Raw genomic sequence first — 24,594 nt, 5'->3', positions numbered from 1 at the left:
CGTTGACCTAAATAGAAAATGATTTTCTGCAAATGCTTAGATCTAGGTTAACTGTTGTGGATGGAGTATTTGCAATAGGAAGCACTGCTCAGGAGGAGCCATGCAACATTTTTCAATACCTACCTGCTATTTCCCCAGTACGGCCTTATTTATTGATGATAGCCGTGATTTTTTATTAAATTTTGTTTTGCAACTTGATGAGGGGCTTGCTTATCGAGTTTTTGATTCTCCTTTTGATGCATTAGATTGTATTCATAAAAAACGTTGTGAATTAGACATGTTAAGTCAGCGATGTTTAAGTGAGTATACAGAAGCAAAAAATTGTCCTCTTACAAATCACACCGTGAATCTCGATTTAGCTGCAATTCATGCCGAAGTTTATAATGCAAGACGTTTTTCAGAAATTTCAGTTGTTGTTGTTGACTATGCCATGCCTGGTATGGATGGTATCGAATTCTGTCGTAAAATTAATAATACCAATATTAAAAAAATTCTCCTCACAGGACAGGCTGATGAAAAGCTTGCGATTGAGGCATTTAATGAAGGGTTGATTCATCGCTATATACAAAAAAGTGATCCTAATGCGGCTGAGTTAATCACCAAGAGTATTTACGATCTACAATTACAATACTTTCAGAAAATGTCAGATATGATTGTGCGCATGTTGTCAGTGACATCACCAAGTTGTTTGCATGATAAAAAATTTGCCGACTTTTTTAGGCAATTGCGCCAAGACAAAGGGATCGTTGAATATTATTTAGCCGATAATTCGGGTAGTTTCTTATTATTGGATGATGATGCCAATGCCAATTTCCTCATTGTAAAGAATGAAGCCGATATGCGTCTGCATTATGATCTGGCCTTAGACAATGGTGCCAGTGAAGAAGTATTAGACCAGCTTGCAAGTGGAGAAAAAATACCTTGTTTTTGGCAGGCAAATACACAACCACCAGAATGGAATGACTGGTCAACCTGTTTGGTGCCGGCTCATCGCTTTGTTTCCGAGGAAACTTATTTTTACGCTTATGTTCAAGGTCCTGTATTATTTGACGTGCATCAGGATAAGATACTTTCCTATCATTGCCATCTGGAAGAAATAGATGCTGAGGAATTACTTCTTATCTAATAAGATTTAAAAACCCCTTGCTTAAAAAATCTGTCATGCTTAACTGCACCGCATGACAGATTTTTTGGTGTTAAGTAATTAATTGTTCTATTTGAAATTAAAGACCAACCATTACTTCTATAAAAACATTCAAGAGAAGATAGTGAGACATAGTACGCATAAATTTTTATTCCAGCTAAATTAGCTGTTAAATAAAGGAATGTTCCGGCCACAATACTTTAATTTTTGCAAGCAATAAACGACGCGTGCTAATTCCTCCTCGTGATGGTTAGCGCTTATCGATAAGCGAATTAAAGCATTGTTTTGGGGGGTGGCGGGAGAGCAAAAGACCGCTCCATGAATATCATTTTTTTCTAATTCATTACGAAGCCAGATCGTATTGGCCTCGCTTCCCGTAAAAAGAGGAATAATTTGAGAGTTACTATCTCCTAAGTTAAAACCAGCTTGCAGTAAAGATTCACGCAAAAAATTGGCATTATTATGCAGCTTGTCACGTCGCCATGCTTCTCGTGCAATAATTGCGAGGGCGGCATTAAAACCAGCTAAATCATGAGGTAGAAGAGTTGAGCTAAATATCGCTGGCAAGGCTGTGTAACGGATTAGCTCAATCAAATGAGGATTACTAAAGATTGCTCCTCCGCGTCCAGATAATGCTTTAGCAAGACTTGCCGTTATAATATCGACATCATTTGATAATCCAGCGGCCGCAACCAATCCACTACCTTGAGGCCCATGAGTACCCAGAGAATGTGATTCGTCCACAATGAGTAAACAATTAAATTTTTTGGCTAATTCGACATAATCAGCCAAAGGGCTAATAGTGCCCGTCGTGCTATAAATGGAATCTACGGCGATAATTCCTGCGCCATAACGTTGTAGACGTTTTCTTAATGACTCGACAGAGTTATGTTGAAAAGGTATAGGTTTGGCATTCGCTGCTTTTACACCTTCCCAGAATGACATATGGGCATAAAAATCCAAATAAACAGGTAACTCGTGAGACGCTAAGGCTTGAATCAAACCCACATTGGCACACCAACCGGATTGTGCTAACAAGCAGGCAGGATAGCCAGTAAAAACTGCAAATTGCTGCTCACATGCCGTAAGCAAGCTGTCATCATTTAGAAAAACGGGTGATTGCATTTGTCCATTCCCATACTTCCTTAGCGCTGACATTTGGGCATTTACAAGTTTAGGATGACGGCTAATATGCAAATAATCATTACTCGTAAGTAATAATGCGTTTTCCGTTGGCTGTTTACCTTTAAGAATATGATGTCCTTGCCATGACTGTTGTACTCTAATTTCGAAATATTGTTGCATGGCTTGTTTAATAAACGGTGGGAAATCATCCATGTTTCTAGCTGCAGTTTTTGAGGTATGGGCTAGAGAATACCGCTCGTATTCTACCATCTAGTAGCTGATCCTAGGTGTTACCGATGTCACTAAAAATCGGGGAAATAATTATTATTAAGTACTATGGTTATAGCAAGCTCTTAGGGTTGTCGTCAATTTATCTAAGAGCTTGCATATTTTATTTCCATTCTCCAATTTTTCGAATTAAAAATCCTGAGCCATAAAGCACAATCCCTGTAAGCAATAAGCATAAAATACGAATAATTGTTGGCGTGGAGGACGCATCGTAGAGCAATGCTTTTCCTGCCGCAAAACCAAGTACAATGAGCGCCGATCTTGCCATCACTTTATCTCTGCGAATGACAGCAAAGACTATAACCAATACAGCATAGAATAACCATGAAGCCGAAACTGCAAGCGACCCATAATCTGTCATTAATTGATAAAGTCCGGTAATGCCTAATAAATGAGCTGCGCCTAATAATAAATAACCCTGCTCTTCCTTTTGGGCCAACTTCTTATCAAATAAAAGAAGCGACCAGAGACTAAGAAAGGAAGCAGTCGAAACACCAAACCAATAGACTTCAAAATTTTCTAGAAGAAGATGCGAGAGCATAACCAGATATTCGATTGCTAATATCAAAAAGATGGCAAATGAAGGGATGATAAAGATTCGATTTCTGCCTTTTTTAAAAGTGACTGGGAACAACAGGTAAACTCCGATTATCAAAACAAATAACCAAGGTCGCATAGTGGCAGGTAAGAGTTCTAAATAGAGCGAATGAAAGGTTACAATTGTGACAAAAGCTAAGATAACGGATTGGCTATTCAAACTTTGATTGGGAAACCATTTTTTTGCAGATAGATAAAGACTTAAAAGAAATGCTGCAAATGCTAAAGAAACCCATGGAGCCCATTGAGGATAACTGTGATCAATAAAATAATATTCCATCACATAAAAAATGATCAGTACTGGAAAAAAACTCCAGGCTTCAGTTTCTGTCATGTATTGTTTCGTCGTTTGCGTGTAAAAATAAGTTCCTAGTGAAAAAATAATAAAATGCAAGGCCAAAACGACAGCAATCAGCATATCCTGATTTAACTTAAAGCCTACCATCGCTGTTGTTAAAATGGCTAAATAGGCTGAGATCATGGTTAAGGTTCTTGATTGAACCCAAATAGAAATGGTAGCAAATGTCAAAGAACAAACAATAAGATAATACAGGGAAAAGATAGTGGTAATATCAAAACCGAGTATAGGCGGAGCGGTATAGGCGCCAATTGCCGTGAGAATAGAATATAAATCATGTTTAATGCGAACATAGAGCCAGATGCATAGAGTAGAAATTAAAACGGTAATGGCAATAGCCGTTTGAAAGGATATAAGAAGATAAAACCGATGAGCGGCAAAAGTAGTCAAATAAAGAATGACAATGCCTGCCGCTGGTAACAAACTGGCGTATTTCCGGTCGGCATTTAGTAAGATAAATCCTGTACCAATCAATACAAAACCAAATAAACCTGCAAGGCCAATTTGTCTTGTAGGGCTTAACCAGCCTGAATCAACAGATAATTTAATAATGAAACCAGCTGCGACAATAAAACAAATAATTGCAATAAGTCCAAGCCAGTTTCCTGATTTAGCTTTGGATGGTGAAGTGGTTGAGAATAAAGGAACAGGTTTTACTTCCAGTGCTGGTCTATCAATCTTTAATTGATGCTCAAGAGCGGCAAGACGGTTTTCAAGTGCTTTTAACTGTTCCTCAATTCCTACAGAATCCATTCCATCCTCTCTCAATGCTCAATCAAAATCTACTCTTTATTTTATGCTATGCCATTATTTAAGAAAAATATTTTTTTAAACAAGGAATTGTCAATTTCTACGTCAAATTTACCTTATAGCAAAGAAGTCAAAAAAATTATCCATAAGACTAACTAGAAATACGCGCTGCTTGTAGGTATCATTTTTAAATGCAAAGGAACAAAGGTAAAGTCATGCGTTTTAGGGTATTGATGTTGCTTTTTATTGGTTCAATAAATGGTTATGCGAGTGAAGACTTTGACCGTCAGCAAATTGAACAACGCATTCAGCCAATAGGACAGGTACGTTTACAAGAGCAAAAAACTTCTGCACCAAAAACAACAGCAGTACCAGAAGAAACTAAAGCCAATGCTGAAAAAGAGGAAACTCCGGGCAAGGCAACTTATGAGAAATATTGTGTTGTCTGCCACCGTGATGGCGTTGCCGGTGCCCCAAAATTTCGTGTAGCCGAAGACTGGAAGGCACGATTAGACGCGAAAAAATTGGATGGTTTAGTTACGTCAGCCATTAAAGGATTAAATGCAATGCCACCCAAAGGGACCTGCATGGATTGTAGTGATGCAGACATCAAAAATGCGATTCAATACATGTTGCCGCAAACATGAACAAGTTAACGTATAAGCGCTGGCAAATAATGCTGGTTTTGATCAGTTTAATAGTATTGGTCAGCTCATTTTATTTTCAATATGTGAAAGGCTTACAGCCTTGCCCTTTATGTCTGATGCAACGATTTTGTGTCTTTTTATTATTAATAATAGGCTTAATAGGGCTGTGCTCTAATTATTTAAAAACAGGTAAAATATTAGCAATTTTACAAATTCTTGGCGCAGCCGGGGGGGTGTTTTTTGCCGTCAGACAACTTTGGTTACAATCTTTGCCAAGTGGTCAAGCACCTGCGTGTATGCCTGAGCTTGAAGTTCTTATTCATTATTTTCCCTGGAAAGATGTGCTACATGCCCTTTTTTGGGGAGCAGGTGATTGTGCTGAGGTTACTTGGAAATGGCTTGGATTGACGATGCCAGCCTGGTCGGCGTTATATTTCTTATTTATGTTTTTGACGGGTTTATTGATTTATTTGCGCCTGGGTAAAGAGTCCTCTACAGGTAGGACTCAATGAACCACTATAATAAAAGACAAATTGATAAATCCACTGGTAAATAAAGAACCACTTGGCTATTATCGCCTCTCATTATGCTAAACAAAATCAAGTTATGACCAAGCCATTCAATTGTGAAATCATAAAGCATCATGCGGATACTCAGGCCCGAGTAACCCGGGTTACTACCCCGCATGGGAGTTTTATGACCCCAACGTTTATGCCAGTAGGTACGCGAGCTGGTGTGAATAATATGATGCCTCATGAATTACTACAAGCTGGTAGCCAGATTATTTTAGGTGGGAATACCTATCATATGTTATGCGCTCCCGGCATGAATGTTATTGAAGAAGCGGGCGGAATGCATCCATTTATGGGATGGCATGGGCCTATGCTAACAGACAGCGGCGGATTTCAGGTATTTAGTTTGTCAAAAAACAAAGAAATTTGTGTGATTGATGAGGAAGGTGCTCATTTTAAATTGCCTGGTAGTCAGCGATTAATTCATATGACACCGGAAATGTCTTTAGAGACACAAAAGATTATTGGTGCAGATATTATTATGGCATTTGATCAATGTACTCCTGACAATTGTTCACGGGACGAGGTGCAGCATATTATGTCGCGTACTCATCGTTGGTTAAAACAATCAATTGCCTATCACCAACAGTTTCCCACTTCGCGTTATGGGGCAGCCCAGGCATTATTCGGTATAATCCAAGGCGGGGTCTATGAAGATTTACGTCGTGAGAGTGCTGAATTTATTTCTTCAATGAATACGGATGGTATCGCTATTGGTGGGGAAACAATCGGTTTTAACATGGGGACAACGGTAGAAGTGATTCGTTGGGTTTTATCTTTTTTACCGGAAAACAAACCGCGCTACACCATGGGGGTTGGGATGTCTCCGCAGGATTTGCTTGACGTGGTGGCAGAAGGTGTTGATATGTTTGATTGTGTTGCGCCCACGCGTAATGCGCGTCATGGCGCCCTATATTGTGGCGAAGTTGTCAGAGTCGGCAATTGGTTAAAATTTGAAAGCCCATATGAGAATGAACGCATTCAAATTAAAAAAGCGTGCTTTGCACAAGACTTAAATCCAATTATGGCGAGTTGTACCTGTTATACTTGCACCCATTATTCCCGTGCTTTTTTGCACCATTTGTGCAAACAAAAAGCTAATTTATTCACTGCATTGGCGAGCATACATAATATCCACGTAATGCATGATGTTTGTGCTAAAATGCGCGACCTAATTATGACCTAATTTAAAAGATACAGGAGATTTTTAATGATTGTAATTGCTACTTCAAAAGGTGATATTCATTTAAAACTAGACGAAGAAAATACACCAGCTACTGCGCAAAATTTTCTTAATTATGTAAGAAGTGGTTTCTATAACAACACGATTTTTCATCGCGTGATCGATGGTTTTATGATTCAAGGCGGCGGTTTAACTAGCGACATGACGCAAAAATCAACTGAACCTGCCATTAAAAATGAAGCTAAATCTGCCAAACCAAACAAGCGCGGCACCATTGCTATGGCACGCACCATGGATCCTCATTCAGCCACGTCACAGTTTTTTATCAACGTTGCAGACAATGCTTTTCTTAATTTTACTGGTGAGCATCCACAAGGCTATGGTTATTGCGTTTTTGGAGAAGTTGTTGAGGGTATGGATGTCGTTGATGCAATTGTTAAGGTCAAAACTGGACAACGTATGGGACATGCTGATGTGCCTGTCGAAGAAGTTGTTATTCATGAAATTCGTGAAGTGGAATAAGCAGTCAGTTAAGGCAGTCGTTTAGCGCTGCCTTTTTTACTTGATGCTTATTTACGGCGTTTCTGCAAGCTTTGTAAATAATCAAATTTAGGCATCTCAATTTGGTAAGAAATTGCGATGACTCGGGCAGTAAAAATAGCAATGAGCGTAATGATAACATTGATATTTTTTGCAACGTGAAAATGCCCTAAAACAATAAAGAGTAGTGCTCCTGCTAAAGCAATCACGGCATATAATTCTTTGCGTAATACAAGAGGAATATCATTACACAGAATATCACGTAACATACCACCGCAGATTCCTGTCAACATCCCACTTAGAATTGCTATGCCTGGTGAGTAACCGTTAGATAAAACTTTTTGTGTCCCAATAATGACAAAGGCTGATAAACCCAAGGCATCAAGGATAAGAAAAAGTTTCATAACACGGACCAGCGAGTGTGCAATAAAAATAGTCAAAAATGCGAAGCCAGAGGTGTAAAGCAAGTATTCTGGATGTGCTACCCAAGTTAGAGGATGAGTATCAAAAAGCACATCTCTAACGGTTCCTCCTCCCAAGGCAGCGATACAAGCAATCAGCGTAACGCCAAAAAAATCCATTTTTTTTCTGCCCGCTGCAATAGCACCTGTGATTGCTTCTACACAAATACCCATAATAAAGAGATAATGTAACAACATAAATTTTGCATTGCGCTAAAAAAGCGCAATCATATCATTGTTTAGCGCATTGTCGAAGTAAATTGAATACGCTAGGCTTATAATAATGGTGTGGGGAGTAAGTGTAATGACTAACGAACATAAAGAGTTTACATTTTTAGAAACAGTAGATAGCGAAACACATGATAATATTCTGCGTCTGGATCAAAAACTAAAAGGGCTACAGGCTGAAATTCACGCAAAAATTGCGGCCATTGCGACGGCTGTAGACACGGCTTCTAATGAGCGCAGAGAACAACTGGTAACACTCTCAAAGGAAGTGCAAAAAGCAATCGATGGCATACAAAAATTAGTTACGACAGTCATTGCAAATGATATGTCTCCTAAGGAATTTAAAGAAGTAAATCAAGAAGGGATTGAAGCGCTACGTGACATGTTTAAAGACAGTGTCGACAAGATTTCTGTGATCAAAGAAAAATTTTAATACGTGGAATGCTATTTCTGAGGATAATAGCAATCCATTAAAAAGATAGTCTATATTTATAGGCTATCAAATTACTATTTAATAAAAGCATGGAGTTATGTTGCTGAAAGCCGGGATTCTGGTTCTTCACTCATAAGAGTATCAACAACATCATCGCCAAGCTCCAGGTCATTCGCTCTTGTTTTTAGCATGCTTATTAATGCTTTATGAGAGTCCGTTTCTAAGCCGCGAATTCTAGTCATGATACCCTGTCCTGTTTTTATAATGTCATATTCAGGAGAGCTTTTAATTTTATTGCAAAGTTCTGTAAAGGTTTCTTCATCTTTAGCTTGTTCAATAGCTTCTTTTAAACGGCCTAAAATACGGTATTTTAGCGCATTCCCTGTGAGATTAAGATCTTCGGGCTTTAAAAATTCAAAATTCTTTTGGGGATTAATGGAGGCTTTAAAAAAATGAAACTTATGGGGATCATTGTTGTAATTAATACGAATATAACTGAAATCAGTTCTAAGCCGCTTAAACCACCGTTCTATGGTTTTTGGGTCGTCATGAGTACTAAGAGCAATATTTGTTCCTTTATTCTTATTATATTCCTCTACAAATTGCTTTATTTGTTCCATTTCTGGATTGCCTTTCGATATTAATAATAAGAATGGTTTTGTGGAAAGTTCTGGTTCTACTCGCTCTAAAAATTGTTCTAAATGCATACGCTTGGAATTATCAAGTTTTAAAATAACGGCATCAGAATGAAGGATAATAGCTTTTTGACCCGTAATGGCTAAGTCGGAATTACTTTTTTTGGGGTCTAGGTCACCTTGAAGCTCCATCTGCTGAATGGGTCTTTTGTACTGGAAGTCTTTAAAACCATCAATAGCCGGAAATAAAGGCTTTTCATTGTCAGCAAAGATTGTGGAAAAACGAGCTATAAAAGTAGTCATAGATTTAATCCTGCACTATTCTTGCCCTTATTATAGTTCATTATTAAGAGTCTAAATTGAATTGGATTTTTTAAAAAAGTTTGTAAAAGACAGTATATAGTCATTCCCAAATACATAAATTTACTGTATTTAATGAGAATTATCATGGAAAAACTTATGTATGAAAAAAAATATTATCTGATTTCAATACTCTGTTCATTATTACCGTGGACATGGCTTCATAGTGCAGCGCTACCAACCCTAAAGCAGCGGGTTGATAAAGTTATTACCACCAATATGCAACAATATGCTATCCCTGGATTAGCTTTAGCCATATTAAAAGACGGTGAGCCTTTGTTGTTAAAAGGTTATGGTTATGCTGATGTGCAAGCAAATCAACCTGTTAATAACCAAACGTTATTCGCTATTGGTTCAGTCTCTAAGGTAATCACGGCATTTGCGCTAATGACACTTGTCCAGGAAGGAAAAGTTAATCTTGACGAGTCGGTCTTAAAATATATTCCGCTGGCACCAAAACAATGGCAAGCGGTGACTATTCGGCAATTGCTCTCCCATTCAAGCGGCATCCCTCAGCATCAAGGGCCTCATTTACCCTGGAATAAAATATGGCGTGTTATGGCCAGTAAACCGATGCAATTTTCTCCTGGTACTTCGGTACAATATAACAATTTTGGCTATATTGTTTTGGGGCGAGTAATTGAAAATGTTAGTCATCAACGTTTACCAGCTTACTTAAATCAAACTATTTTTGCTCCCTTAAAAATGACTAATACAGATTTTCCCGATGTTTTATTCCCTCAAGGCTTGGCAACCGGCTATCGAGCCAATTTACAAGATCCAATTCCTAATCCTAACAAGAGACCGTGGTTACAGATGTGGAGTTCAGGAGGTATCGTTTCCAATATCAGCGATATGGCAAAATGGGATGCAGCAATGTCTGCTGGAAAAATTTTAACCCCATCCAGTTATCGTCAAATGTGGAGTCCAGTTTTTTTAAAAAATGGTGAACCTGCTGGTCAAAAAAATTGGGCCTGGTCATTAGGATGGCAAGTTTCTTATGTGAATGAGCAATTAGTAGCGGAAAAAAATGGCGCGATTAGGGGATACAGTAGCTGGATAGTTCGACATATAGATAAGCATGTCAGTATTATCATTCTAACTAATACAAACAAAGTACCGCTTAAACGGATCGCCAAGCAAGTATTCAAGCAATTAATGCGAAATTAAATTTTTACTGTGGTGATTTGATATTATTGCTCAGTCAATTTATTGAAGCTCACAATAAGATTGCAATAATCAGGGATATGGTTGGAAAATAAGGTCGCTAACTAAAAGTATTTTGCCAAATCGCCAAGTGCTAGAACATTGTTTTGAGTTTGTCCGGTTCTAGCCCTACTAAATCATTCCATAGCTCTTATAATTCGGTGCATAAGCGGAATGTTGACATATTGATTTCACACCACTCATATCGTTGTATTAACTTGAAAAATAGCTTATTAAAATAATACTTAATACCTGCTTAAGGCTGAGAGTATAAAATGCGAGCATTTTATACTCTCAGCTCTTATTTCATGAAAGCAAAATTAGAAACGCTCTGTACTATTACTTGGGAAGAGTTTACACACCTCGTTTATGGCATATGGCCTCGAGAGCGTCATGCTGAGGTAACAACTATTCCTTATACATTTGATATCAACTCCGCTCCAGAAGTTCTAACAAATAGTTTGAAAACAGATTATAAAAAAATGACCATGCAAGCGTTAGCTGTCACCGAGCAGCAAACGGTTGTAGAGTCCTTAAATAACTGGGTTTCCGCCTGTGCGAATCTTATTGAATTTAAATACAAGTCCAAGCTAGGCGTGGATGAACCAGGGATCATTTTCATTGGTTGTGAACAGATGGAGCAAGTAAATGGAGTCACACAGTCTATTAGGGACGCGCAAAATTACTTTAAACAGGTTTTGATCTGCTTACCATCCACTATTAAAACAGCCGTAAATAAAAGGACAGTTCATCATGAAATTGGGCATGGACTAGGTCTAAACCACACACATAACGTGGAGAGTGTTAACAAGCTCATAAAAACTATTCCCGAGGGATTAGGTTGTTCGGTCATGGGATATAATTTTCTTTTGCAAACCGCTGAAAATCACTGTTTCACAGAAAAATATTGCTTAAACGAAACCTTTGCTGTGATACCAGGACCTATGGATAGTCAAGTTTGTGCAACCTTATATCAGTTTCCCGAATTTTCCATGGAACGTTATTTTACATCCATGTTTTTAGGTTTTTTAAATGGATCTACTGAGCAAGCACTTTCTTCTTTTTTGATGAACGTAAAATTTTTAAACATTAGTGAGAATGCTGCTGCTAACTACTCAATGTTAGCTTCTACCCTTACATCTGCCTATTTGAATGATACTGGCTCAAGTGTGGTAAATAGCCTTGCTCTTATAGAATTTACCAGTCGATTATATTCCAATAGTGGGGTTGAATATATTCATGTAATAAAAACTCTGACATCGATAGCCAGTCTTTTTATGACTTTATATGAATCCTATGGGGATGAAGCTGCATTAATAAGAGGAATATACCTAGCGGCATTTTTGATCTCCACCTTTGCTGGAGTCTCCATGGGTACATTTTTAGGAAAGGAGGCCGCAGGAATTACCAATGGTTTAACTAATAAATTAGGTTCTTTATTTAATTGGGGAACCCAACAGCTTACGTCGCGATTACCTACTTTCAGTAATTGGTTATTTGGAAAAAAAGAAACGATTAAAGAAGAACTTCCTGAAGCAAGAATTGAAGGAGTCGCTGAAGAAGAATTCCAAGAAGAAAAGGAGCCCTCCAATGAAAAATTACTTCTCGCTTAGGACATACTCTACTTGAGGGACGGTAAGAGGGTTCTATAAGAAGGTTTTGAACCGGAGCATAGATTGCTCCGGTTCAATGTATTAGTCTACGTCATGACAGCTTTTAAAGGCATCTGCCATTTTTTTCTCTGCAGTTTTCATCATTGCTTGCAGCTTCGTTTTTTGTTCTGGAGTGAGGATGGCAAAAATTTGATTTTCAGCATTTAAGCGAGCTTTCATCATATTACCGATTAGAGCAGTTTTCTTATCGACTAAACCATTTACTGTATCTTGATTCATCGTTGAAGAATTAGCTTGTTCACGCATTTGAGATTCTAGCCCTTCCATCTGTGAGCCATTTTCTTTCATGGTTGATTTGAGTTGATCAAGGATTGGCTGAATTTTACCCTTTTGATCATCAGTAAGCTTTAAGGATTCAACCATTTTTTTCAGTCCTTGCCTGCAAACAGAGTCATCAGCAAATAGGGCTTGGCTAAAAGAAAAGGAAAGTGTCAATAAAAGAAGTCCTACTAATTTTTTATACATGTTATCGTCCTTGTTAAGTTGCAAGTCAACGAGTATAGATGATTTCTAAAATTTTTAATATGGCCTAATAACTGATCGTGGCTGTTATTGTGTATGAAAAATTTAAAGCAAGGAGTTTCATTTTAACAAACACCCAGTTATGCTGTGCAAACCCTAGACAGTGTAATCTTAAAGGTGATGTTTGAGTCAACGTTGGGCATGTGCAAATGACAGGGAGCTAAAATGAACTTTAGTTCTTGGTATTATCCTTCTCTTGTTGCTTTATTTCTCTATGGAGCTTGGGGATACTGGGGCACTAGAGCATCCAGTTTTATTAACCCATTGTCTATTACGTTTTATTCCAGTTTAGGTGTTTTGATTGCAGGTATTCTTGCTTTAATCTTGCTTAATTTTAGGTTAGAGCTCTCTCCACGAGGAAGCGCTTATGGTTTTCTCAATGGTTTAGCAAATGGCATCGCCTGTATTTTCTTTATTATTGCCTTGCGTAAAGGGCCAGCCATGCCAGTGGTTTTAATTACCTCAATGTACCCTTTAGTCACCTTGATTCTTTGTATGGTTTTTCTAAAACAAGAGATTACTTTCAAGCAAACCTTAGGAATGATTTTTGCAGTTATTGCCTTGATTCTATTTGCAATAGAATAAACAGTTCCGGATGAACCCTGGTAAAAAGAGCGATATTCCAGGGGGTAAGTCGATTTGGCCCATTAACGCTACTACCTACTTCTTCTAGGTCCGCTAAAACTTCTGATTTGTACACAAAGACACTTGACGATACCATATAGATGTTTTCTAAGGAGAGTTCTATGTTTAAAAAAGCAATAACCAGTTTTCTTTTCGCTATCCCCTTCCTAACTAATGCCAGTCCTGAGTGTCAATTGCTTAGTGAAAAAAACATTAAAACACTGCCTATAGAGAAAATTAAGAACTATGTCCAAACTGCTATTTTTGAGCAACATGTTGCTCCCGGAGTGTTGTTGGGTATTATTTCAGGAGAAGAGGAAGCGGTGATTAGCTGTGGGGAAACAGCTAAAGGGAATAATAAACGTCCGCAAATGGATACGGTCTGGCCAATTGGCTCTGTTTCAAAAGTCTTTACTACACAGATGTTGGTAGAAATGGTGAATCAAGGGCAGGTAAGATTGAATACGTCAATTGACGAATTGCTGGAAAATGGGAAAAAAAGTGATAATCCAATAACCTTACTGGATTTGGCAACTCACAGCGCTGGTTTCCCCAGAATGTTACCTACTCTCCCTGAGAATAATGATTATCAAGTTAATATTCCTTATGAAATGCCAGAGTTTGTCAAATGGTATGATTCGTATACCCCCGAATATAAACCTGGCACTCATTATCAGTACTCCAATTTGGGTTTTGGTTTATTAGGGCAATTACTCGCAAAAAAAAGAGGGACTGATTTTGCAGGTTTGTTGCAACAATTGATAGCAGCACCTTTAAATCTCAAAGATACCACAGTAAAACCTTCCCCCGAGCAGATTAAGCGTGAAGTCGCGAGTTATTGGATAAATGACGATTTAATCAAAAAAGATTGGGAGTTTCGTTTTGAACAACCCAGTGGTGGTCTCTATTCAACTATGCCTGATATGTTAAAATTTACTGCCTATCAATTAAGTCAGGATTCGCGTATAAAAGAGACAACCACTCTGGCTCACGCAAGCTATATCTATCAAGCTGAATTCGATAATTCACTGGAGTTTGGTGATGATGCAATGGCGCTTGGTTGGCATGTAAGTTTTCCGGCTAAGGGATTGCCCCTCCAATTGGTTAAAAACGGTTGGGTAGATGGAGTGACTACTCATGTGCAGATTACACCGACCAAGAATATTGGATTAATCTCAATGACCAATAAACCTTACCTTTCTATTATTAATGATTTGCGTAATATCACCGGTATCATTATTGCAGCACAGGAGCAAACAAAGCTTAATAAGCTTTAAATGAAGGTAGTTTGCTTGACCTGCTATCCATAAATAATGAATCCTGGATTTGGCTATCCGTTCGAGCTTATTAATCAAAGTCAATAATGAAAAAAATCAAGGAATAAAGCTATATCATGAATGCAGAGGACAATGGATTGTTGTGTTACAAACAAATAGAAATTGACAGCCAAGGAAAGCTGAAATTTTTTCTTGAAAAACACAGTACAAAAGAGGGAACGTGGGGCAAGCTTTTCTTGCAACAAGGGGAAATTGATTTTGTATTTCTTAATGGTCAGGGGGAGGAACGATCACGAGTCAGGCTTGATCAAAAATATCCGCAATTACTTGTTCCTCCAGCATCGTGGCACAAAATTATTCCTGTTAGTAAAGTATTTAAAGCCAATCTTGAATTTTATTGCGTATCCACGCGTTATTTTAACAAAAAATATGGAGTAGGTGCTGTGCATGGCGACGTAGTCTATGCTTATCAGACTTATTTACGCCATTTGCGAGACTTAACAATTCTTGATGTTGGCTGTGGATCGGGTAGAAATTTGTTGTATTTGGCAAAAATGGGACATCGAGTTACTGGAATTGATGAGTATCAACCTGCGCTGGATAGGATTCATGATATAGTTCAACAAGAAGCCTTGGTGGGAGTTAATACCGTATTACACAATCTAAATCAGCCTTTGCCACTTGAGCTGGTACAATATGATTTAGTCTTAGCTACTGTCTCATTGCAGTTTTTAAATGCGTCTCGTATTCCCTCTTTATTAGCCGAACTGCAAGAGATTACCAAAAAAAATGGTTATCATTTTTTGGTATTCCCAGTCCAATCAGAACATTATGAGTTCCCAGATTTTTTCACATATCTTCCGCAGCAGGAAGAACTCTATCATGTCTATCAAGATAGCGGTTGGTCTATTTTGGAATACAAAGAAACGGTAGGTCACCTACATAAGAAGGATGAGTCTGGAAGACAGATTCCTGGTTTGTTTGGTTTTTTATTAGCGCAAAAAACGGCGTGATACGGACAAAGAGCAATGCAGCGAAATTCTATTTCTTTTGTTAAAGCATGCTTAATGAATCATAGGCTAAATTTGTGTGAAACAAGTCTTGACTGTGCTGGATATTAAAACTATTTATCTAATGGGCCGCAATCTGCTAATGATTATTTTGGTTTTATTTTTGAGCATTCCTCTTGGATCTCATTGAACATTTTTCTTGTAGCTGTTTTAAATTTAAAAAAGCGCCCCATAAAACTTCTTTTATCATCAATAACGGATTTTTCCTGCAAAACATATTGATTTATATCGTCCATTAATTCTTTTAAACTTGATTGTTTACCTACCAGTTTATTGTATTGTGTCTGATAAAGGCCTTTAAGAGAGTTAAATTTCTCATGTGAGCTTTTTGAATTGTCATCAGAACTTGATTTTGCAATTTTGTCTATTCTTGCGTAGATTTTTTTTAAAACTTCCCATTGTTTTTTCATCTCAGGATCTTGTATTGCGGGTGGAGGTGGAGGATAAATAAACAATGGTGTACTGATTTTACCTTGCGATAAAATCGCTTTAAAAGGTAGTGAGCTGCGATAAAATGATGGAACATTAGGCAGAGACTCAGCAGTCATTGTCGTTTTAGTTAAATATTTAGCAGTAGTTCTGCAGTTGTTATTTAAAGCAATGCCCTGTTGAATTTTACTTGCATCATAGACGTCGCCTTTTTCTGATTTAGTGATAAATCCCGTGGGCTTTAAATTGACCCATGAAAAACTTACGTTATCGTTATTATCGTTAGGTTTTTCATTCGGTAGCCATTCTGAAGGGACTGCCAAAACAGTGGCATTAGATTTCCCAACTTTTAGCATTTCCTCTAAAAAATGAACAAATTCACCATATTGGTCTTTTGTAATGGTAAATGCCTGTATACCAATCGATTGTTCCCTATTGGGCATTAGTTCATTTGTTAAATTAGTACCGAAAAAACCACCTTTGCGTCCGATACTGTTAAGAATTAGTTGTTCTCCGGTTTTAGAATCTCGAACACCCACCATCACATAAGAGTGTGTTTTATACTGGCATACCGCCATAAAATATTCAGGGTTATTACAAGTAAAATCTGACCGCTGGTATTCGTAAGTCATGGAGATCAATATTGAGTCAACATGGTTATATTTTGGTATGCAAAGTGTTTTTTTGCAATGCCTAAAAGTTATATCGGTCTTCTTTCAGGGTTCAATAAAACCTGATAAGGGAGCTGTGACGAGGCACAAGTTCTTTGGGAGGTACATACGATTCAATAAACTAATTGATTTATAACAATTTCATAGTTAGAGTGCTGTGTCCTAAACATCGACTGACGTTTTAGGTTACGCAATTTAGCTTTTATATGGAGTATATATGTTGAAGAAAAAGGCAGTTTCTTTCGCTATTTGCAGTGTATTAATAACTTCTTTAAATCAGGCCACAGCAGGTGTAATGGGAGAGGTTAATAATAATTTTGCTGTGTACGTTCCCAATTTACCTGCATCAAATGAATTTACTGCTGGCGCAGTTTTTTTACGTCCGGGTGGAAGTAACGATTATGCAGTTTTAGTGAGTCCATTTTCGCCGAGTGTAGCGACTCCCATTCTTTCCCCAAATTGGGAGACTAAGGGAATACACCCTGATCTAAGTGCAGGATTTTTACTTAATTATCGTTATGTTTTTCCAAACTCTGGTACGGATCTTAATCTTTATTGGACGCATTTACACACCTCCGATAAATCGACCTTTCCAGTTAATAGAAATCCGCCGCCTGCGCAACAAATGACTGGACCTCTCTGGAATGTTGGCCCCGATGCTGGCCCAGTTAGTTCTGCAAATGGCCAATTGAAAACTAATTATGACGTGTTTAATGCTGAAATTGGCAAACATGTAAATTTTGATCCAAATCTTAAAGGCCGATTTTTTGCAGGAGTGAGTGGCCTTTGGTTAGAGCAACAAATAATTGCCAATTTTTCAGGAACTGATCCAATTCTTGGTCCTTTCCAGTTTGGTATTACCAACAAGTCTACTTACAACGCGGCAGGTTTGCGTTTAGGGATGGATGGTGAATATCAAGGATGGCATGACATTAATATGGTAGGGTTAGTCGCTGGAAATTTATTCATTGGCAACCAAAAACCATCTGTAAAAACTGTTGGTTCAGGAAGTGTTTTGGCGGCCGCCGGAATTCCTGTAAATCATCAATCCATCACACACAAGAGCTTTGTGCAAGTGGTACCCGCTCTGGATCTAAAATTGGGTCTTAAATATTCCCGACAATATGTTGACGACAAAGTGTTCGCGATAGAAGCAGGGTATATGGCTTCCATTTATGTGAATGCAATACAAAATTATAGCGCATCAACTTATGTTCCTGGCTCACTGGGAATTGTTACCGGCGCGATGTTTTTACAAAGCTTACTCAAGACCACCGACAGTTTCTCTGTAGATGGTCCTTACATCACAGCGTCATTGAAAATTTAAATTATCAAATAGCTCATCCAGTAAAAGCGTAGATTGGTTCAATCTGCGCTTGAGTGATTTGTTTATTTTGATGCCAGGAATGGGTCTTAGAGTAGGAAAATTTAATTAGTAATAACTGAACGATAAGTAGATATGAGGTCATACCTCATATCTATAGTTTTATTTTAATATTCTGCTAAATCGTGAACACTTGGGAAGTATATGCGGTTGGGACCTCTGGTTTGTCGAGTTCTACTTTTTTCTCGTCCTCATTCAGTTTTTCCAGAATAGTATGCATGTCTTCTTGAATTTTTTTAATTTTTTCCAAGTGGAAAGTACTTGATTTAAACGTATCTTGCTTTTGTCCAAAGGTTACTAAGGTAATTAAAAAATTCACACAGGTTTTTAAAAGATTTAAGAGGACCTCAGTACAAGTTCTATTCGCGATGGTTTCCTGAAGCGCATTTTCTGTAATATCTTTGATAGCATCAAATGCTTGTGAAAGTTGGAGTGGGGTTAGTTTACGAGGGTTCAGCAATACGTCAATAGGAATTGCTTTCCCTGGTTCGAAGGAGACTTCTGGATAGAGTAGTGGCATTAAAGTTTTATTAATTTGCGCATATATTGATAATGCTTTAAATTCGGCCAGTGTCTTATTATCCAAAGTAGCCCAACAGGTTTCTGAAAAATCAGGTTTTTCCATATTAACATTTAAAAATAAAATGAGATGAGATTTCGCCAAATTGGCCGTTAATTCTACATTGTAGTTAACAAAGTTTTGATAACTTTGCTGAAACTGCTTTAATGATTTTGACATGTATCCCTCTAATCGCAGGTTGCTAAATTGTGAGGAACATATCAATCTTTTATTAAGAAATTATTAAAACTATTAAATCGATTTGAATTTTAATTGGAAAGTTACAAAATTTAACGAAGAAGAGAGAAGTTATAGAAATCCGCCGCCTGCGAACAAATGGAAAACCGCTAAATTTGTGAAAAAATTTATTATTGTGTATAATTTGCCGTCGATGAAGCGTGAGGAAGATGTCTTAAGATAAGCATTTCTCATTCAATATCGTTGAAATATCTATCATTTAAAGAAAAAAGCATTTAGTAGTTTAAATTTTTAAAATTTTAGTGCACACTACATTGAGCCTTAAGAATGTTTGCTTTAAATGATTTTAAGTCCAAACTAACTAGAAGGGTCTTTGAATGAAAAAATTAGCAATACTGATAGGTTGTTTAATGCCTCTATTATCGTTCGCTGCTAATGTAGAAAGCGACAAATCCTTGGATACTTTTCAAGAGTTATGCGCCAAAGAGAAAGATCCCCTAAAGCGTCAAAATTATTGTCACATCGTTGATCAACGAAGCAACTCACATGCTACTTTCAGCGAAATTAATCCAGATACAGTGATTGTTTAACAAGCCATTTCGCTTACTGAATCTGGCTCCATTGAGAGCCAGAGATTTATACTGACTTTGTGCATACCTCTATTTAGCATTTAGTTGCTTAAGTTAATGACACAGCGTAATAAAATTAAGCTTTCTTTGCATGACTAGAGACAATTATCATTTTGTCATGTACTTGTTGAACTCCTTTAATTGATTTGGCCACTCTTATAATGGATTTTTTCTGCTTGCTAGAAAGTACCTGCCCTGATAAATAGACCTGCTCATTTTTAGTTTCAACGTTAAGGGTCCAGGAAGGGATATCTTTATCCAGGATATCTTCGCGAATCAAAGTTCCTCTTACTTTTGCTGTGAGGGATAAATCTTTTAATGATTGTGGGTTATCTTTGACTATCAATTGTTCCACGTTAACATCTTTAACACCTTGGGTTGACTCAGCAAGAGTAATAATTTTCTCGTAATCAGCGAGCGAGTCTAATTGACCTGCCAAATAAATAGTACCATGAGAAACCTTCATCTTAACATTGCTCATTGAATTTCCTAAAGTTGATCGCATCTCATCCTTTATTTCATTATCACTTAGTGGCATGGTTTTAGTTGGATGCGTCTGAACGTTATGAGTGGGTGCGATTGGGTGAGAAATAATATGATTGCTGTGAGCAAAGGCAACTAAAGCCAAACTAACACAGCCCAACACCACCGCAATTTTAAAGGGTATTAGTTTATTCATGAACTCCTCCCTGAACTAATCTATTTACCTTGAATTCCATTTCTTCAGCTTGGTTTTAAAGCATAGACAATGAAAATGAATTCTTCAAATTAGAGATGTGTTAATTTTCGCTCATGTGAAAGAGAGAGGTTAGTTGATGGCTGCAATAGTCACCGATCTTATAAAAATCATCAAAATGATTTTCATATATCGTGCGTGTGTTAGTACAATTTTGATTACTTGCCAGAGAGTAGATGAAAAAGTTGTTATTAAGTTGGGTACTCAATGAATAACCCAAAAGATATTGATGTTTAATTTGCTTAATATAATAAAGTTCGTCATAACGCTCTGGGTTGTAAAGTTTTGACCATTCACTTTGAGTGCGATTTTGAAACCAGGCTGGGTCATAAGTCCTATCAAACTGCCAAAGATTATTTTTAAATAGATTAAATTCCAAAGCGGGTGTTGATGAAAATGTGAGCAGTTCACCCTGATTATTTATCCGGGTAATTGCAATATGAGTTATTCCATGAAGCCCAAGAACATCTCCGAAAATAGTAAATAGTTTGGTTCTGAATGTAAAAAGTAACTCCAAAAACTTAGGATGAGGAGTGACTTGTGCCCAACTTTTTTCCATGAATAATCCGATTTTATTCCATGTTAAGAACGAAAATGTTTAATAGAGGCCAGGGCCAAATCGATAATTTGTTTCGATTGCTCCTCATCGGCATTAATTTGACTAACATTGCTAATCAAATCCAAAAGAAAATCTGGCACTTCCTCTTCCAAGCGGGAGACATTATATAGATTAGCTGCTCGCGTGAAAACATAATGTAATAAATTCTTAGAAATTGTAATTTTATGAAGCCCTTGGTTGGAATCATTGTGACTATCACCAAACAGTAACCATCCCGGTGAAACATGGAGCATTGCTGCAATTTCTACTAATTTAACCGGTTCGGGAATTGCTTCGCCACGCAGGTATTTTCGACAAATTTGGACTGAGTATCCTGTAATCTCAGCTAACTTGTGAATGCTCACTCCGGAGGTAGAGCGTTGTGAATTAAATCCTGCTTTTAGCATGGCATCTCGAAGGCGACAAGCAAATTGTTTTGTCAAGTCAACTTTTTCCATAGAGGATGCCCGAAATAAAAACTAATCCAAAGTTTAACAAATCACACTGATTATTGTAAACAATTTATAATATGACGAAACTTTAGGTTTCTATTGGAAATTAATAGTTGACATTTATAATGAAAATATTAATAATGAGCGTGAAACACATGGAAAAAGTTTCAATCTCACAACGGAATCTGGAAAGTCTCTGATGGAGCAGTGGGCAATCCAGAATCCGCACGGAAGAAGTGGTAAGCCCATAGCGGCTAACCTCGCAAATTTATGGCTTGAAGAATTCCCTCCTTCAAGCCTTTCTTTGAAAATTAAGCATGATAAATATGCTCAGGTTAATTAATTACCAGTTTGGTTCAATAAGAAGGTTTGTTTGTATTTTGTCATTACTCCGCAGCACTTGGCAGTGCGGGTTTTGCTAATAATGCCTATTAAAACATTGCTTTGTAACCAGCGCTTCTATATAATCAACCCCTATTCTTTGAAATAGAGCGAATAATAGGCACGTAGCTCAGTGGTAGAGCACCACCTTGACATGGTGGTGGTCGGTGGTTCGATCCCACTCGTGCCTACCAGATTAAACCCTGCTTGGCAGGGTTTTTTTTTCTGCGAAGAAAGGAATTAATTTTTTTCTAGGTTTATAGGCTAGCCATCAATAGCCATTGCAACTATTATTGATAAATTTTATCGGCCTGAGGATAGAAATAATATGCCAAACATTAAATTGCCTGATGGAAGCGTAAGACATTTTGAGCACTCAATATCGGTTCATGATGTTGCTCACGGTATCAGTCCAGGGTTAGCCAAAGCCGCTTTAGCCGGCAAGATCGATGGCAAGTTAGTGGATACCAGTTACGTGATTCACGGCGATTGTGATTTGGTGATAGTTACTGAAAAACAAGAAGAAGATAGTCTGGAAATAATACGTCATTCTACTGCTCATTTATTAGCACAAGCTGTTAAACAATTATTTCCTAGCGCGCAAGTAACAATTGGCCCTGTCATCGAAGATGGATTTTATTATGATTTTGCTTTTGCAAGATCATTCACACCAGAAGATTTAGAGCAAATTGAAGCCAAAATGTATGAGCTGGCTAAAGCCGACTACCCAGTTTCACGTCGCGAATTACCACGTGATGAAGCAATTGCTTATTTTCGGAGCATAGGTGAAGAATATAAAGCAAAAATTATTGCTGATATTCCTAAAGATGAGGTGCTATCTCTCTATAAGCAAGGTGAGTTTGAAGATCTCTGTCGTGGGCCTCATGTTCCCTCTACAGGCTATTTAAAAGCATTTAAATTAACAAAGTTGGCTGGCGCTTATTGGCGTGGTGATGCTAAAAATGAAATGCTACAGCGTATTTATGGTACTGCCTGGCTTGATAAAAAATCACTAGGGGCCTATCTTCATCGCTTAGAGGAGGCTGAAAAGCGCGATCATCGTAAACTAGGCAAGGCATTGGACCTTTTCCATTTTCAAGAGATTGCTCCTGGCATGGTCTTTTGGCATCCAAAAGGTTGGACAGTTTATCAAATCCTGGAACAATACATGCGTGGTCGATTAGTTGATTTCGGTTATCAGGAAATTAAAACACCCCAATTGGTGGATAAAGTTTTATGGGAAAAATCAGGTCATTGGGCTAATTTCCGTGATGAAATGTTTGTAACGGAAACAGAGAATCGCGAATATGCTGTAAAACCAATGAACTGTCCCTGTCATATTCAAGTTTATAATCAAGGATTACGCAGCTACCGTGAGTTGCCAATGCGACTATCGGAATTTGGTAATTGTCATCGCTGCGAACCGTCCGGTTCTTTGCACGGCTTAATGCGCGTACGTAATATGGTTCAAGATGACGCCCATATTTTTTGTACGGAAGAGCAAATCCAGTCTGAAGTGGCAATGATGCTAGAATTAGTACAATCTGTTTATGCTGACTTTGGCTTTAATCAGATAAAATATCGTCTAGCTTTGCGCCCGGAAAAGCGTGTCGGTAGTGATATGGTTTGGAATAAAGCGGAAGAAGCTTTAAAACAAGCTATGCTTGGAAGAGGGATTGAATGGGTTGATGCTCCCGGCGAAGGTGCCTTTTATGGTCCTAAAATAGAATGCTCTTTGGCGGACAGCTTAGGCCGAATTTGGCAGTGTGGGACAATACAAGTTGATTTTTCTATGCCTGAAAGGCTTGAGGCGCAATATGTCGCTGAAGATGGTAGCCGAAAAACACCAGTAATGTTACATCGTGCCATTTTAGGTTCGTTCGAGCGATTTATGGGAATTTTAATAGAACATTATGCCGGACGTTTTCCATTATGGTTGGCACCAATCCAGGTTATGGTACTCACTATTAGTGATAAACAGCATGATTTTGCCGCAAAAGTAACACAAATTTTGCAAAAGCAAGGTATTCGTGCAAATTTTGACTTGAGAAATGAGAAGATTGGCTTTAAAATCCGCGAGCATACTTTGCAAAAAGTTCCCTATTTGCTGGTTATTGGCGATAAAGAGGTCGAAAATAATTCAGTAGCAGTACGTACTCGCGAAGGAACGGACTTAGGGGTAATGACGATTGATACTATTTGCGATACTTTGCGCCGCGAAATTGACGCAAAGAACACTTAACCGATTTGGAGGATTGAGCTATTACTGCATCAAATAAGCGTGATAATGATCGCGCGCGAGTGAATGAACAGATCAATGTACCTGAAGTACGCTTAATTGATGTCGATGGCAACCAGGTGGGAATTGTATCAACGCGAGAAGCCTTGCGTGCAGCGGAAGAGGGTGGTTATGACTTGGTTGAAATTTCACCAACAGCAAAGCCTCCTGTATGTCGCATCATGGATTATGGTAAATTTCTTTTTGAGTTGAGTAAAAAACAAGCTGAAGCAAAGAAAAAGCAAAAGCAAATTCAAGTCAAAGAGTTGAAATTCCGTCCCACGACGGAAGATGGGGATTATCAGGTCAAGCTACGCAACCTGATTCGTTTCCTAAATCATGGAGACAAGGTCAAAGTAACGCTACGCTTCCGCGGGCGGGAAATGGCTCACCAAGAAATTGGTATGAAAATTATGGAGCGCTTACTGCAAGATACGGCTGAATATGCTGTGGTTGAGCAGCAGGCGAAACGTGAGGGTCGCCAATTATTGATGGTTTTGGCTCCTAAGAAAAAGTAAGTAGTTGCACAATGGCCTCATGGTCAATGAATAGCTACAAAATTATCAGTAGCAGAACAAATGCGGAG

At 38.0% G+C, this 24,594-nt stretch carries 25 protein-coding genes and 1 tRNA gene; 16 read left to right on the top strand and 10 right to left on the bottom strand.

Annotated elements, in window-relative coordinates:
* Nucleotides 1-100 precede the first annotated feature (100 nt).
* Nucleotides 101-1,126 (top strand): response regulator, encoded by a 1,026-nt coding sequence (locus PXX05_RS11325; RefSeq protein WP_275088323.1) that lies wholly within the window; start codon nt 101-103, stop codon nt 1,124-1,126.
* A gap of 180 nt (nt 1,127-1,306) precedes the next feature.
* On the opposite strand, the gene cqsA is transcribed toward PXX05_RS11325, so the two are convergent.
* Nucleotides 1,307-2,539 carry an alpha-hydroxyketone-type quorum-sensing autoinducer synthase gene (gene cqsA, locus PXX05_RS11320; RefSeq protein ID WP_275088322.1) on the bottom strand — a complete coding sequence of 411 codons (1,233 nt, stop codon included), beginning with the start codon at nt 2,537-2,539 and terminating at the stop codon, nt 1,307-1,309.
* A 121-nt stretch (nt 2,540-2,660) separates the two neighbouring features.
* A complete protein-coding gene (locus tag PXX05_RS11315) occupies nt 2,661-4,265 on the bottom strand; it encodes a DUF2339 domain-containing protein (RefSeq protein ID WP_275088321.1) in 1,605 nt (534 codons plus the stop codon).
* A 212-nt stretch (nt 4,266-4,477) separates the two neighbouring features.
* Between PXX05_RS11315 and PXX05_RS11310 the strand changes: the two genes are divergently transcribed.
* The 4 genes from PXX05_RS11310 (at nt 4,478) to PXX05_RS11295 (ending at nt 7,186) form a co-directional block, all read left to right on the top strand.
* Nucleotides 4,478-4,909, top strand: coding sequence for a c-type cytochrome (locus PXX05_RS11310; RefSeq protein WP_275088320.1), 432 nt, complete (start codon nt 4,478-4,480; stop codon nt 4,907-4,909).
* Complete coding sequence (locus PXX05_RS11305) at nt 4,906-5,421, top strand: disulfide bond formation protein B (RefSeq protein WP_275088319.1); 516 nt, start codon at nt 4,906-4,908, stop codon at nt 5,419-5,421. The genes PXX05_RS11310 and PXX05_RS11305 overlap by 4 nt, the downstream gene beginning before the upstream one ends.
* 94 nt (nt 5,422-5,515) lie before the next feature.
* The gene (tgt, locus tag PXX05_RS11300) at nt 5,516-6,667 is read left to right on the top strand and encodes a tRNA guanosine(34) transglycosylase Tgt (RefSeq protein WP_275090503.1); all 1,152 of its coding nucleotides are present in this window, start codon (nt 5,516-5,518) and stop codon (nt 6,665-6,667) included.
* Between the two features lie 24 nt (nt 6,668-6,691).
* Nucleotides 6,692-7,186: a peptidylprolyl isomerase gene (locus PXX05_RS11295; RefSeq protein ID WP_275088318.1), complete on the top strand. Its 495-nt coding sequence runs from the start codon at nt 6,692-6,694 to the stop codon at nt 7,184-7,186.
* 47 nt (nt 7,187-7,233) lie between these two features.
* On the opposite strand, the gene PXX05_RS11290 is transcribed toward PXX05_RS11295, so the two are convergent.
* The gene (locus PXX05_RS11290) at nt 7,234-7,863 is read right to left on the bottom strand and encodes a trimeric intracellular cation channel family protein (RefSeq protein WP_275088317.1); all 630 of its coding nucleotides are present in this window, start codon (nt 7,861-7,863) and stop codon (nt 7,234-7,236) included.
* Nucleotides 7,864-7,969: 106 nt separating this feature from the next.
* Between PXX05_RS11290 and PXX05_RS11285 the strand changes: the two genes are divergently transcribed.
* Nucleotides 7,970-8,326 carry a hypothetical protein gene (locus PXX05_RS11285; RefSeq protein ID WP_275088316.1) on the top strand — a complete coding sequence of 119 codons (357 nt, stop codon included), beginning with the start codon at nt 7,970-7,972 and terminating at the stop codon, nt 8,324-8,326.
* A 95-nt stretch (nt 8,327-8,421) separates the two neighbouring features.
* Here PXX05_RS11285 and PXX05_RS11280 read toward each other — a convergent pair whose 3' ends face one another.
* Nucleotides 8,422-9,264 (bottom strand): hypothetical protein, encoded by an 843-nt coding sequence (locus PXX05_RS11280; RefSeq protein WP_275088315.1) that lies wholly within the window; start codon nt 9,262-9,264, stop codon nt 8,422-8,424.
* A 144-nt stretch (nt 9,265-9,408) separates the two neighbouring features.
* Here PXX05_RS11280 and PXX05_RS11275 point away from each other — a divergent pair, with 144 nt between their 5' ends.
* Complete coding sequence (locus PXX05_RS11275) at nt 9,409-10,491, top strand: serine hydrolase domain-containing protein (RefSeq protein ID WP_275088314.1); 1,083 nt, start codon at nt 9,409-9,411, stop codon at nt 10,489-10,491.
* Between the two features lie 344 nt (nt 10,492-10,835).
* On the top strand, nt 10,836-12,140 hold the full coding sequence (locus PXX05_RS11270; RefSeq protein ID WP_275088313.1) for a zinc metalloprotease: 1,305 nt from the start codon (nt 10,836-10,838) through the stop codon (nt 12,138-12,140).
* 81 nt (nt 12,141-12,221) lie between these two features.
* Here the strand turns inward: PXX05_RS11270 and PXX05_RS11265 are convergent, their stop codons facing one another.
* Nucleotides 12,222-12,665: a Spy/CpxP family protein refolding chaperone gene (locus PXX05_RS11265; protein WP_275088312.1), complete on the bottom strand. Its 444-nt coding sequence runs from the start codon at nt 12,663-12,665 to the stop codon at nt 12,222-12,224.
* Between the two features lie 222 nt (nt 12,666-12,887).
* On the opposite strand from PXX05_RS11265, the gene PXX05_RS11260 reads away from it, so the two are divergent.
* From PXX05_RS11260 to tehB, 3 genes are all read left to right on the top strand, one after another.
* Nucleotides 12,888-13,307 (top strand): EamA family transporter, encoded by a 420-nt coding sequence (locus PXX05_RS11260; RefSeq protein WP_275088311.1) that lies wholly within the window; start codon nt 12,888-12,890, stop codon nt 13,305-13,307.
* Between the two features lie 161 nt (nt 13,308-13,468).
* Nucleotides 13,469-14,623, top strand: coding sequence for a serine hydrolase (locus tag PXX05_RS11255; RefSeq protein WP_275088310.1), 1,155 nt, complete (start codon nt 13,469-13,471; stop codon nt 14,621-14,623).
* 116 nt (nt 14,624-14,739) lie between these two features.
* A complete protein-coding gene (gene tehB, locus PXX05_RS11250) occupies nt 14,740-15,636 on the top strand; it encodes an SAM-dependent methyltransferase TehB (protein WP_275088309.1) in 897 nt (298 codons plus the stop codon).
* 143 nt (nt 15,637-15,779) lie between these two features.
* Here tehB and PXX05_RS11245 read toward each other — a convergent pair whose 3' ends face one another.
* Complete coding sequence (locus PXX05_RS11245) at nt 15,780-16,754, bottom strand: hypothetical protein (protein ID WP_275088308.1); 975 nt, start codon at nt 16,752-16,754, stop codon at nt 15,780-15,782.
* Nucleotides 16,755-17,010: 256 nt separating this feature from the next.
* Here PXX05_RS11245 and PXX05_RS11240 point away from each other — a divergent pair, with 256 nt between their 5' ends.
* Nucleotides 17,011-18,120, top strand: coding sequence for an Lpg1974 family pore-forming outer membrane protein (locus tag PXX05_RS11240; protein ID WP_275088307.1), 1,110 nt, complete (start codon nt 17,011-17,013; stop codon nt 18,118-18,120).
* 175 nt (nt 18,121-18,295) lie between these two features.
* On the opposite strand, the gene PXX05_RS11235 is transcribed toward PXX05_RS11240, so the two are convergent.
* Complete coding sequence (locus PXX05_RS11235) at nt 18,296-18,916, bottom strand: hypothetical protein (protein ID WP_275088306.1); 621 nt, start codon at nt 18,914-18,916, stop codon at nt 18,296-18,298.
* Between the two features lie 395 nt (nt 18,917-19,311).
* Here PXX05_RS11235 and PXX05_RS11230 point away from each other — a divergent pair, with 395 nt between their 5' ends.
* Nucleotides 19,312-19,524 carry a hypothetical protein gene (locus PXX05_RS11230; RefSeq protein ID WP_275088305.1) on the top strand — a complete coding sequence of 71 codons (213 nt, stop codon included), beginning with the start codon at nt 19,312-19,314 and terminating at the stop codon, nt 19,522-19,524.
* A 115-nt stretch (nt 19,525-19,639) separates the two neighbouring features.
* On the opposite strand, the gene PXX05_RS11225 is transcribed toward PXX05_RS11230, so the two are convergent.
* The 3 genes from PXX05_RS11225 to PXX05_RS11215 form a co-directional block, all read right to left on the bottom strand.
* On the bottom strand, nt 19,640-20,242 hold the full coding sequence (locus PXX05_RS11225) for a BON domain-containing protein (RefSeq protein WP_275088304.1): 603 nt from the start codon (nt 20,240-20,242) through the stop codon (nt 19,640-19,642).
* Nucleotides 20,243-20,342: 100 nt separating this feature from the next.
* Nucleotides 20,343-20,858 (bottom strand): hypothetical protein, encoded by a 516-nt coding sequence (locus PXX05_RS11220; RefSeq protein WP_275088303.1) that lies wholly within the window; start codon nt 20,856-20,858, stop codon nt 20,343-20,345.
* A gap of 23 nt (nt 20,859-20,881) precedes the next feature.
* Nucleotides 20,882-21,355 (bottom strand): helix-turn-helix domain-containing protein, encoded by a 474-nt coding sequence (locus PXX05_RS11215; RefSeq protein ID WP_275088302.1) that lies wholly within the window; start codon nt 21,353-21,355, stop codon nt 20,882-20,884.
* A 494-nt stretch (nt 21,356-21,849) separates the two neighbouring features.
* On the opposite strand from PXX05_RS11215, the gene PXX05_RS11210 reads away from it, so the two are divergent.
* The 3 genes from PXX05_RS11210 (at nt 21,850) to infC (ending at nt 24,526) form a co-directional block, all read left to right on the top strand.
* Nucleotides 21,850-21,924, top strand: a tRNA-Val gene (locus PXX05_RS11210).
* 134 nt (nt 21,925-22,058) lie between these two features.
* Nucleotides 22,059-23,972, top strand: a complete 1,914-nt coding sequence (gene thrS, locus PXX05_RS11205; protein WP_275088301.1) for a threonine--tRNA ligase — start codon at nt 22,059-22,061, stop codon at nt 23,970-23,972.
* Nucleotides 23,973-23,992: 20 nt separating this feature from the next.
* The gene (gene infC, locus PXX05_RS11200; protein WP_275090502.1) at nt 23,993-24,526 is read left to right on the top strand and encodes a translation initiation factor IF-3; all 534 of its coding nucleotides are present in this window, start codon (nt 23,993-23,995) and stop codon (nt 24,524-24,526) included.
* Nucleotides 24,527-24,594: the final 68 nt, after the last annotated feature.

Origin of the sequence: Legionella cardiaca, from assembly GCF_029026145.1 — a bacterium.
GTDB classification, from domain to species: Bacteria; Pseudomonadota; Gammaproteobacteria; order Legionellales; family Legionellaceae; genus Tatlockia; species Tatlockia cardiaca.
This window is presented reverse-complemented; position numbering and strand designations above follow the sequence as displayed.

Coding starts and splice junctions, on each gene's coding strand:
- PXX05_RS11235 (WP_275088306.1), bottom strand. CDS start 18,916: ATGTCAAAATCATTAAAGCAGTTTCAGCAAAGTTATCAAAACTTTGTT.
- PXX05_RS11245 (WP_275088308.1), bottom strand. CDS start 16,754: ATGACTTACGAATACCAGCGGTCAGATTTTACTTGTAATAACCCTGAA.
- PXX05_RS11285 (WP_275088316.1), top strand. CDS start 7,970: ATGACTAACGAACATAAAGAGTTTACATTTTTAGAAACAGTAGATAGC.
- PXX05_RS11295 (WP_275088318.1), top strand. CDS start 6,692: ATGATTGTAATTGCTACTTCAAAAGGTGATATTCATTTAAAACTAGAC.
- PXX05_RS11315 (WP_275088321.1), bottom strand. CDS start 4,265: ATGGATTCTGTAGGAATTGAGGAACAGTTAAAAGCACTTGAAAACCGT.
- PXX05_RS11280 (WP_275088315.1), bottom strand. CDS start 9,264: ATGACTACTTTTATAGCTCGTTTTTCCACAATCTTTGCTGACAATGAA.
- tehB (WP_275088309.1), top strand. CDS start 14,740: ATGAATGCAGAGGACAATGGATTGTTGTGTTACAAACAAATAGAAATT.
- PXX05_RS11230 (WP_275088305.1), top strand. CDS start 19,312: ATGAAAAAATTAGCAATACTGATAGGTTGTTTAATGCCTCTATTATCG.
- tgt (WP_275090503.1), top strand. CDS start 5,516: ATGACCAAGCCATTCAATTGTGAAATCATAAAGCATCATGCGGATACT.
- PXX05_RS11290 (WP_275088317.1), bottom strand. CDS start 7,863: ATGTTGTTACATTATCTCTTTATTATGGGTATTTGTGTAGAAGCAATC.
- cqsA (WP_275088322.1), bottom strand. CDS start 2,539: ATGGTAGAATACGAGCGGTATTCTCTAGCCCATACCTCAAAAACTGCA.
- PXX05_RS11310 (WP_275088320.1), top strand. CDS start 4,478: ATGCGTTTTAGGGTATTGATGTTGCTTTTTATTGGTTCAATAAATGGT.
- PXX05_RS11270 (WP_275088313.1), top strand. CDS start 10,836: ATGAAAGCAAAATTAGAAACGCTCTGTACTATTACTTGGGAAGAGTTT.
- PXX05_RS11240 (WP_275088307.1), top strand. CDS start 17,011: ATGTTGAAGAAAAAGGCAGTTTCTTTCGCTATTTGCAGTGTATTAATA.
- PXX05_RS11305 (WP_275088319.1), top strand. CDS start 4,906: ATGAACAAGTTAACGTATAAGCGCTGGCAAATAATGCTGGTTTTGATC.
- thrS (WP_275088301.1), top strand. CDS start 22,059: ATGCCAAACATTAAATTGCCTGATGGAAGCGTAAGACATTTTGAGCAC.
- PXX05_RS11325 (WP_275088323.1), top strand. CDS start 101: ATGCAACATTTTTCAATACCTACCTGCTATTTCCCCAGTACGGCCTTA.
- PXX05_RS11225 (WP_275088304.1), bottom strand. CDS start 20,242: ATGAATAAACTAATACCCTTTAAAATTGCGGTGGTGTTGGGCTGTGTT.
- PXX05_RS11265 (WP_275088312.1), bottom strand. CDS start 12,665: ATGTATAAAAAATTAGTAGGACTTCTTTTATTGACACTTTCCTTTTCT.
- PXX05_RS11255 (WP_275088310.1), top strand. CDS start 13,469: ATGTTTAAAAAAGCAATAACCAGTTTTCTTTTCGCTATCCCCTTCCTA.
- PXX05_RS11215 (WP_275088302.1), bottom strand. CDS start 21,355: ATGGAAAAAGTTGACTTGACAAAACAATTTGCTTGTCGCCTTCGAGAT.
- PXX05_RS11220 (WP_275088303.1), bottom strand. CDS start 20,858: ATGGAAAAAAGTTGGGCACAAGTCACTCCTCATCCTAAGTTTTTGGAG.
- PXX05_RS11260 (WP_275088311.1), top strand. CDS start 12,888: ATGAACTTTAGTTCTTGGTATTATCCTTCTCTTGTTGCTTTATTTCTC.
- PXX05_RS11275 (WP_275088314.1), top strand. CDS start 9,409: ATGGAAAAACTTATGTATGAAAAAAAATATTATCTGATTTCAATACTC.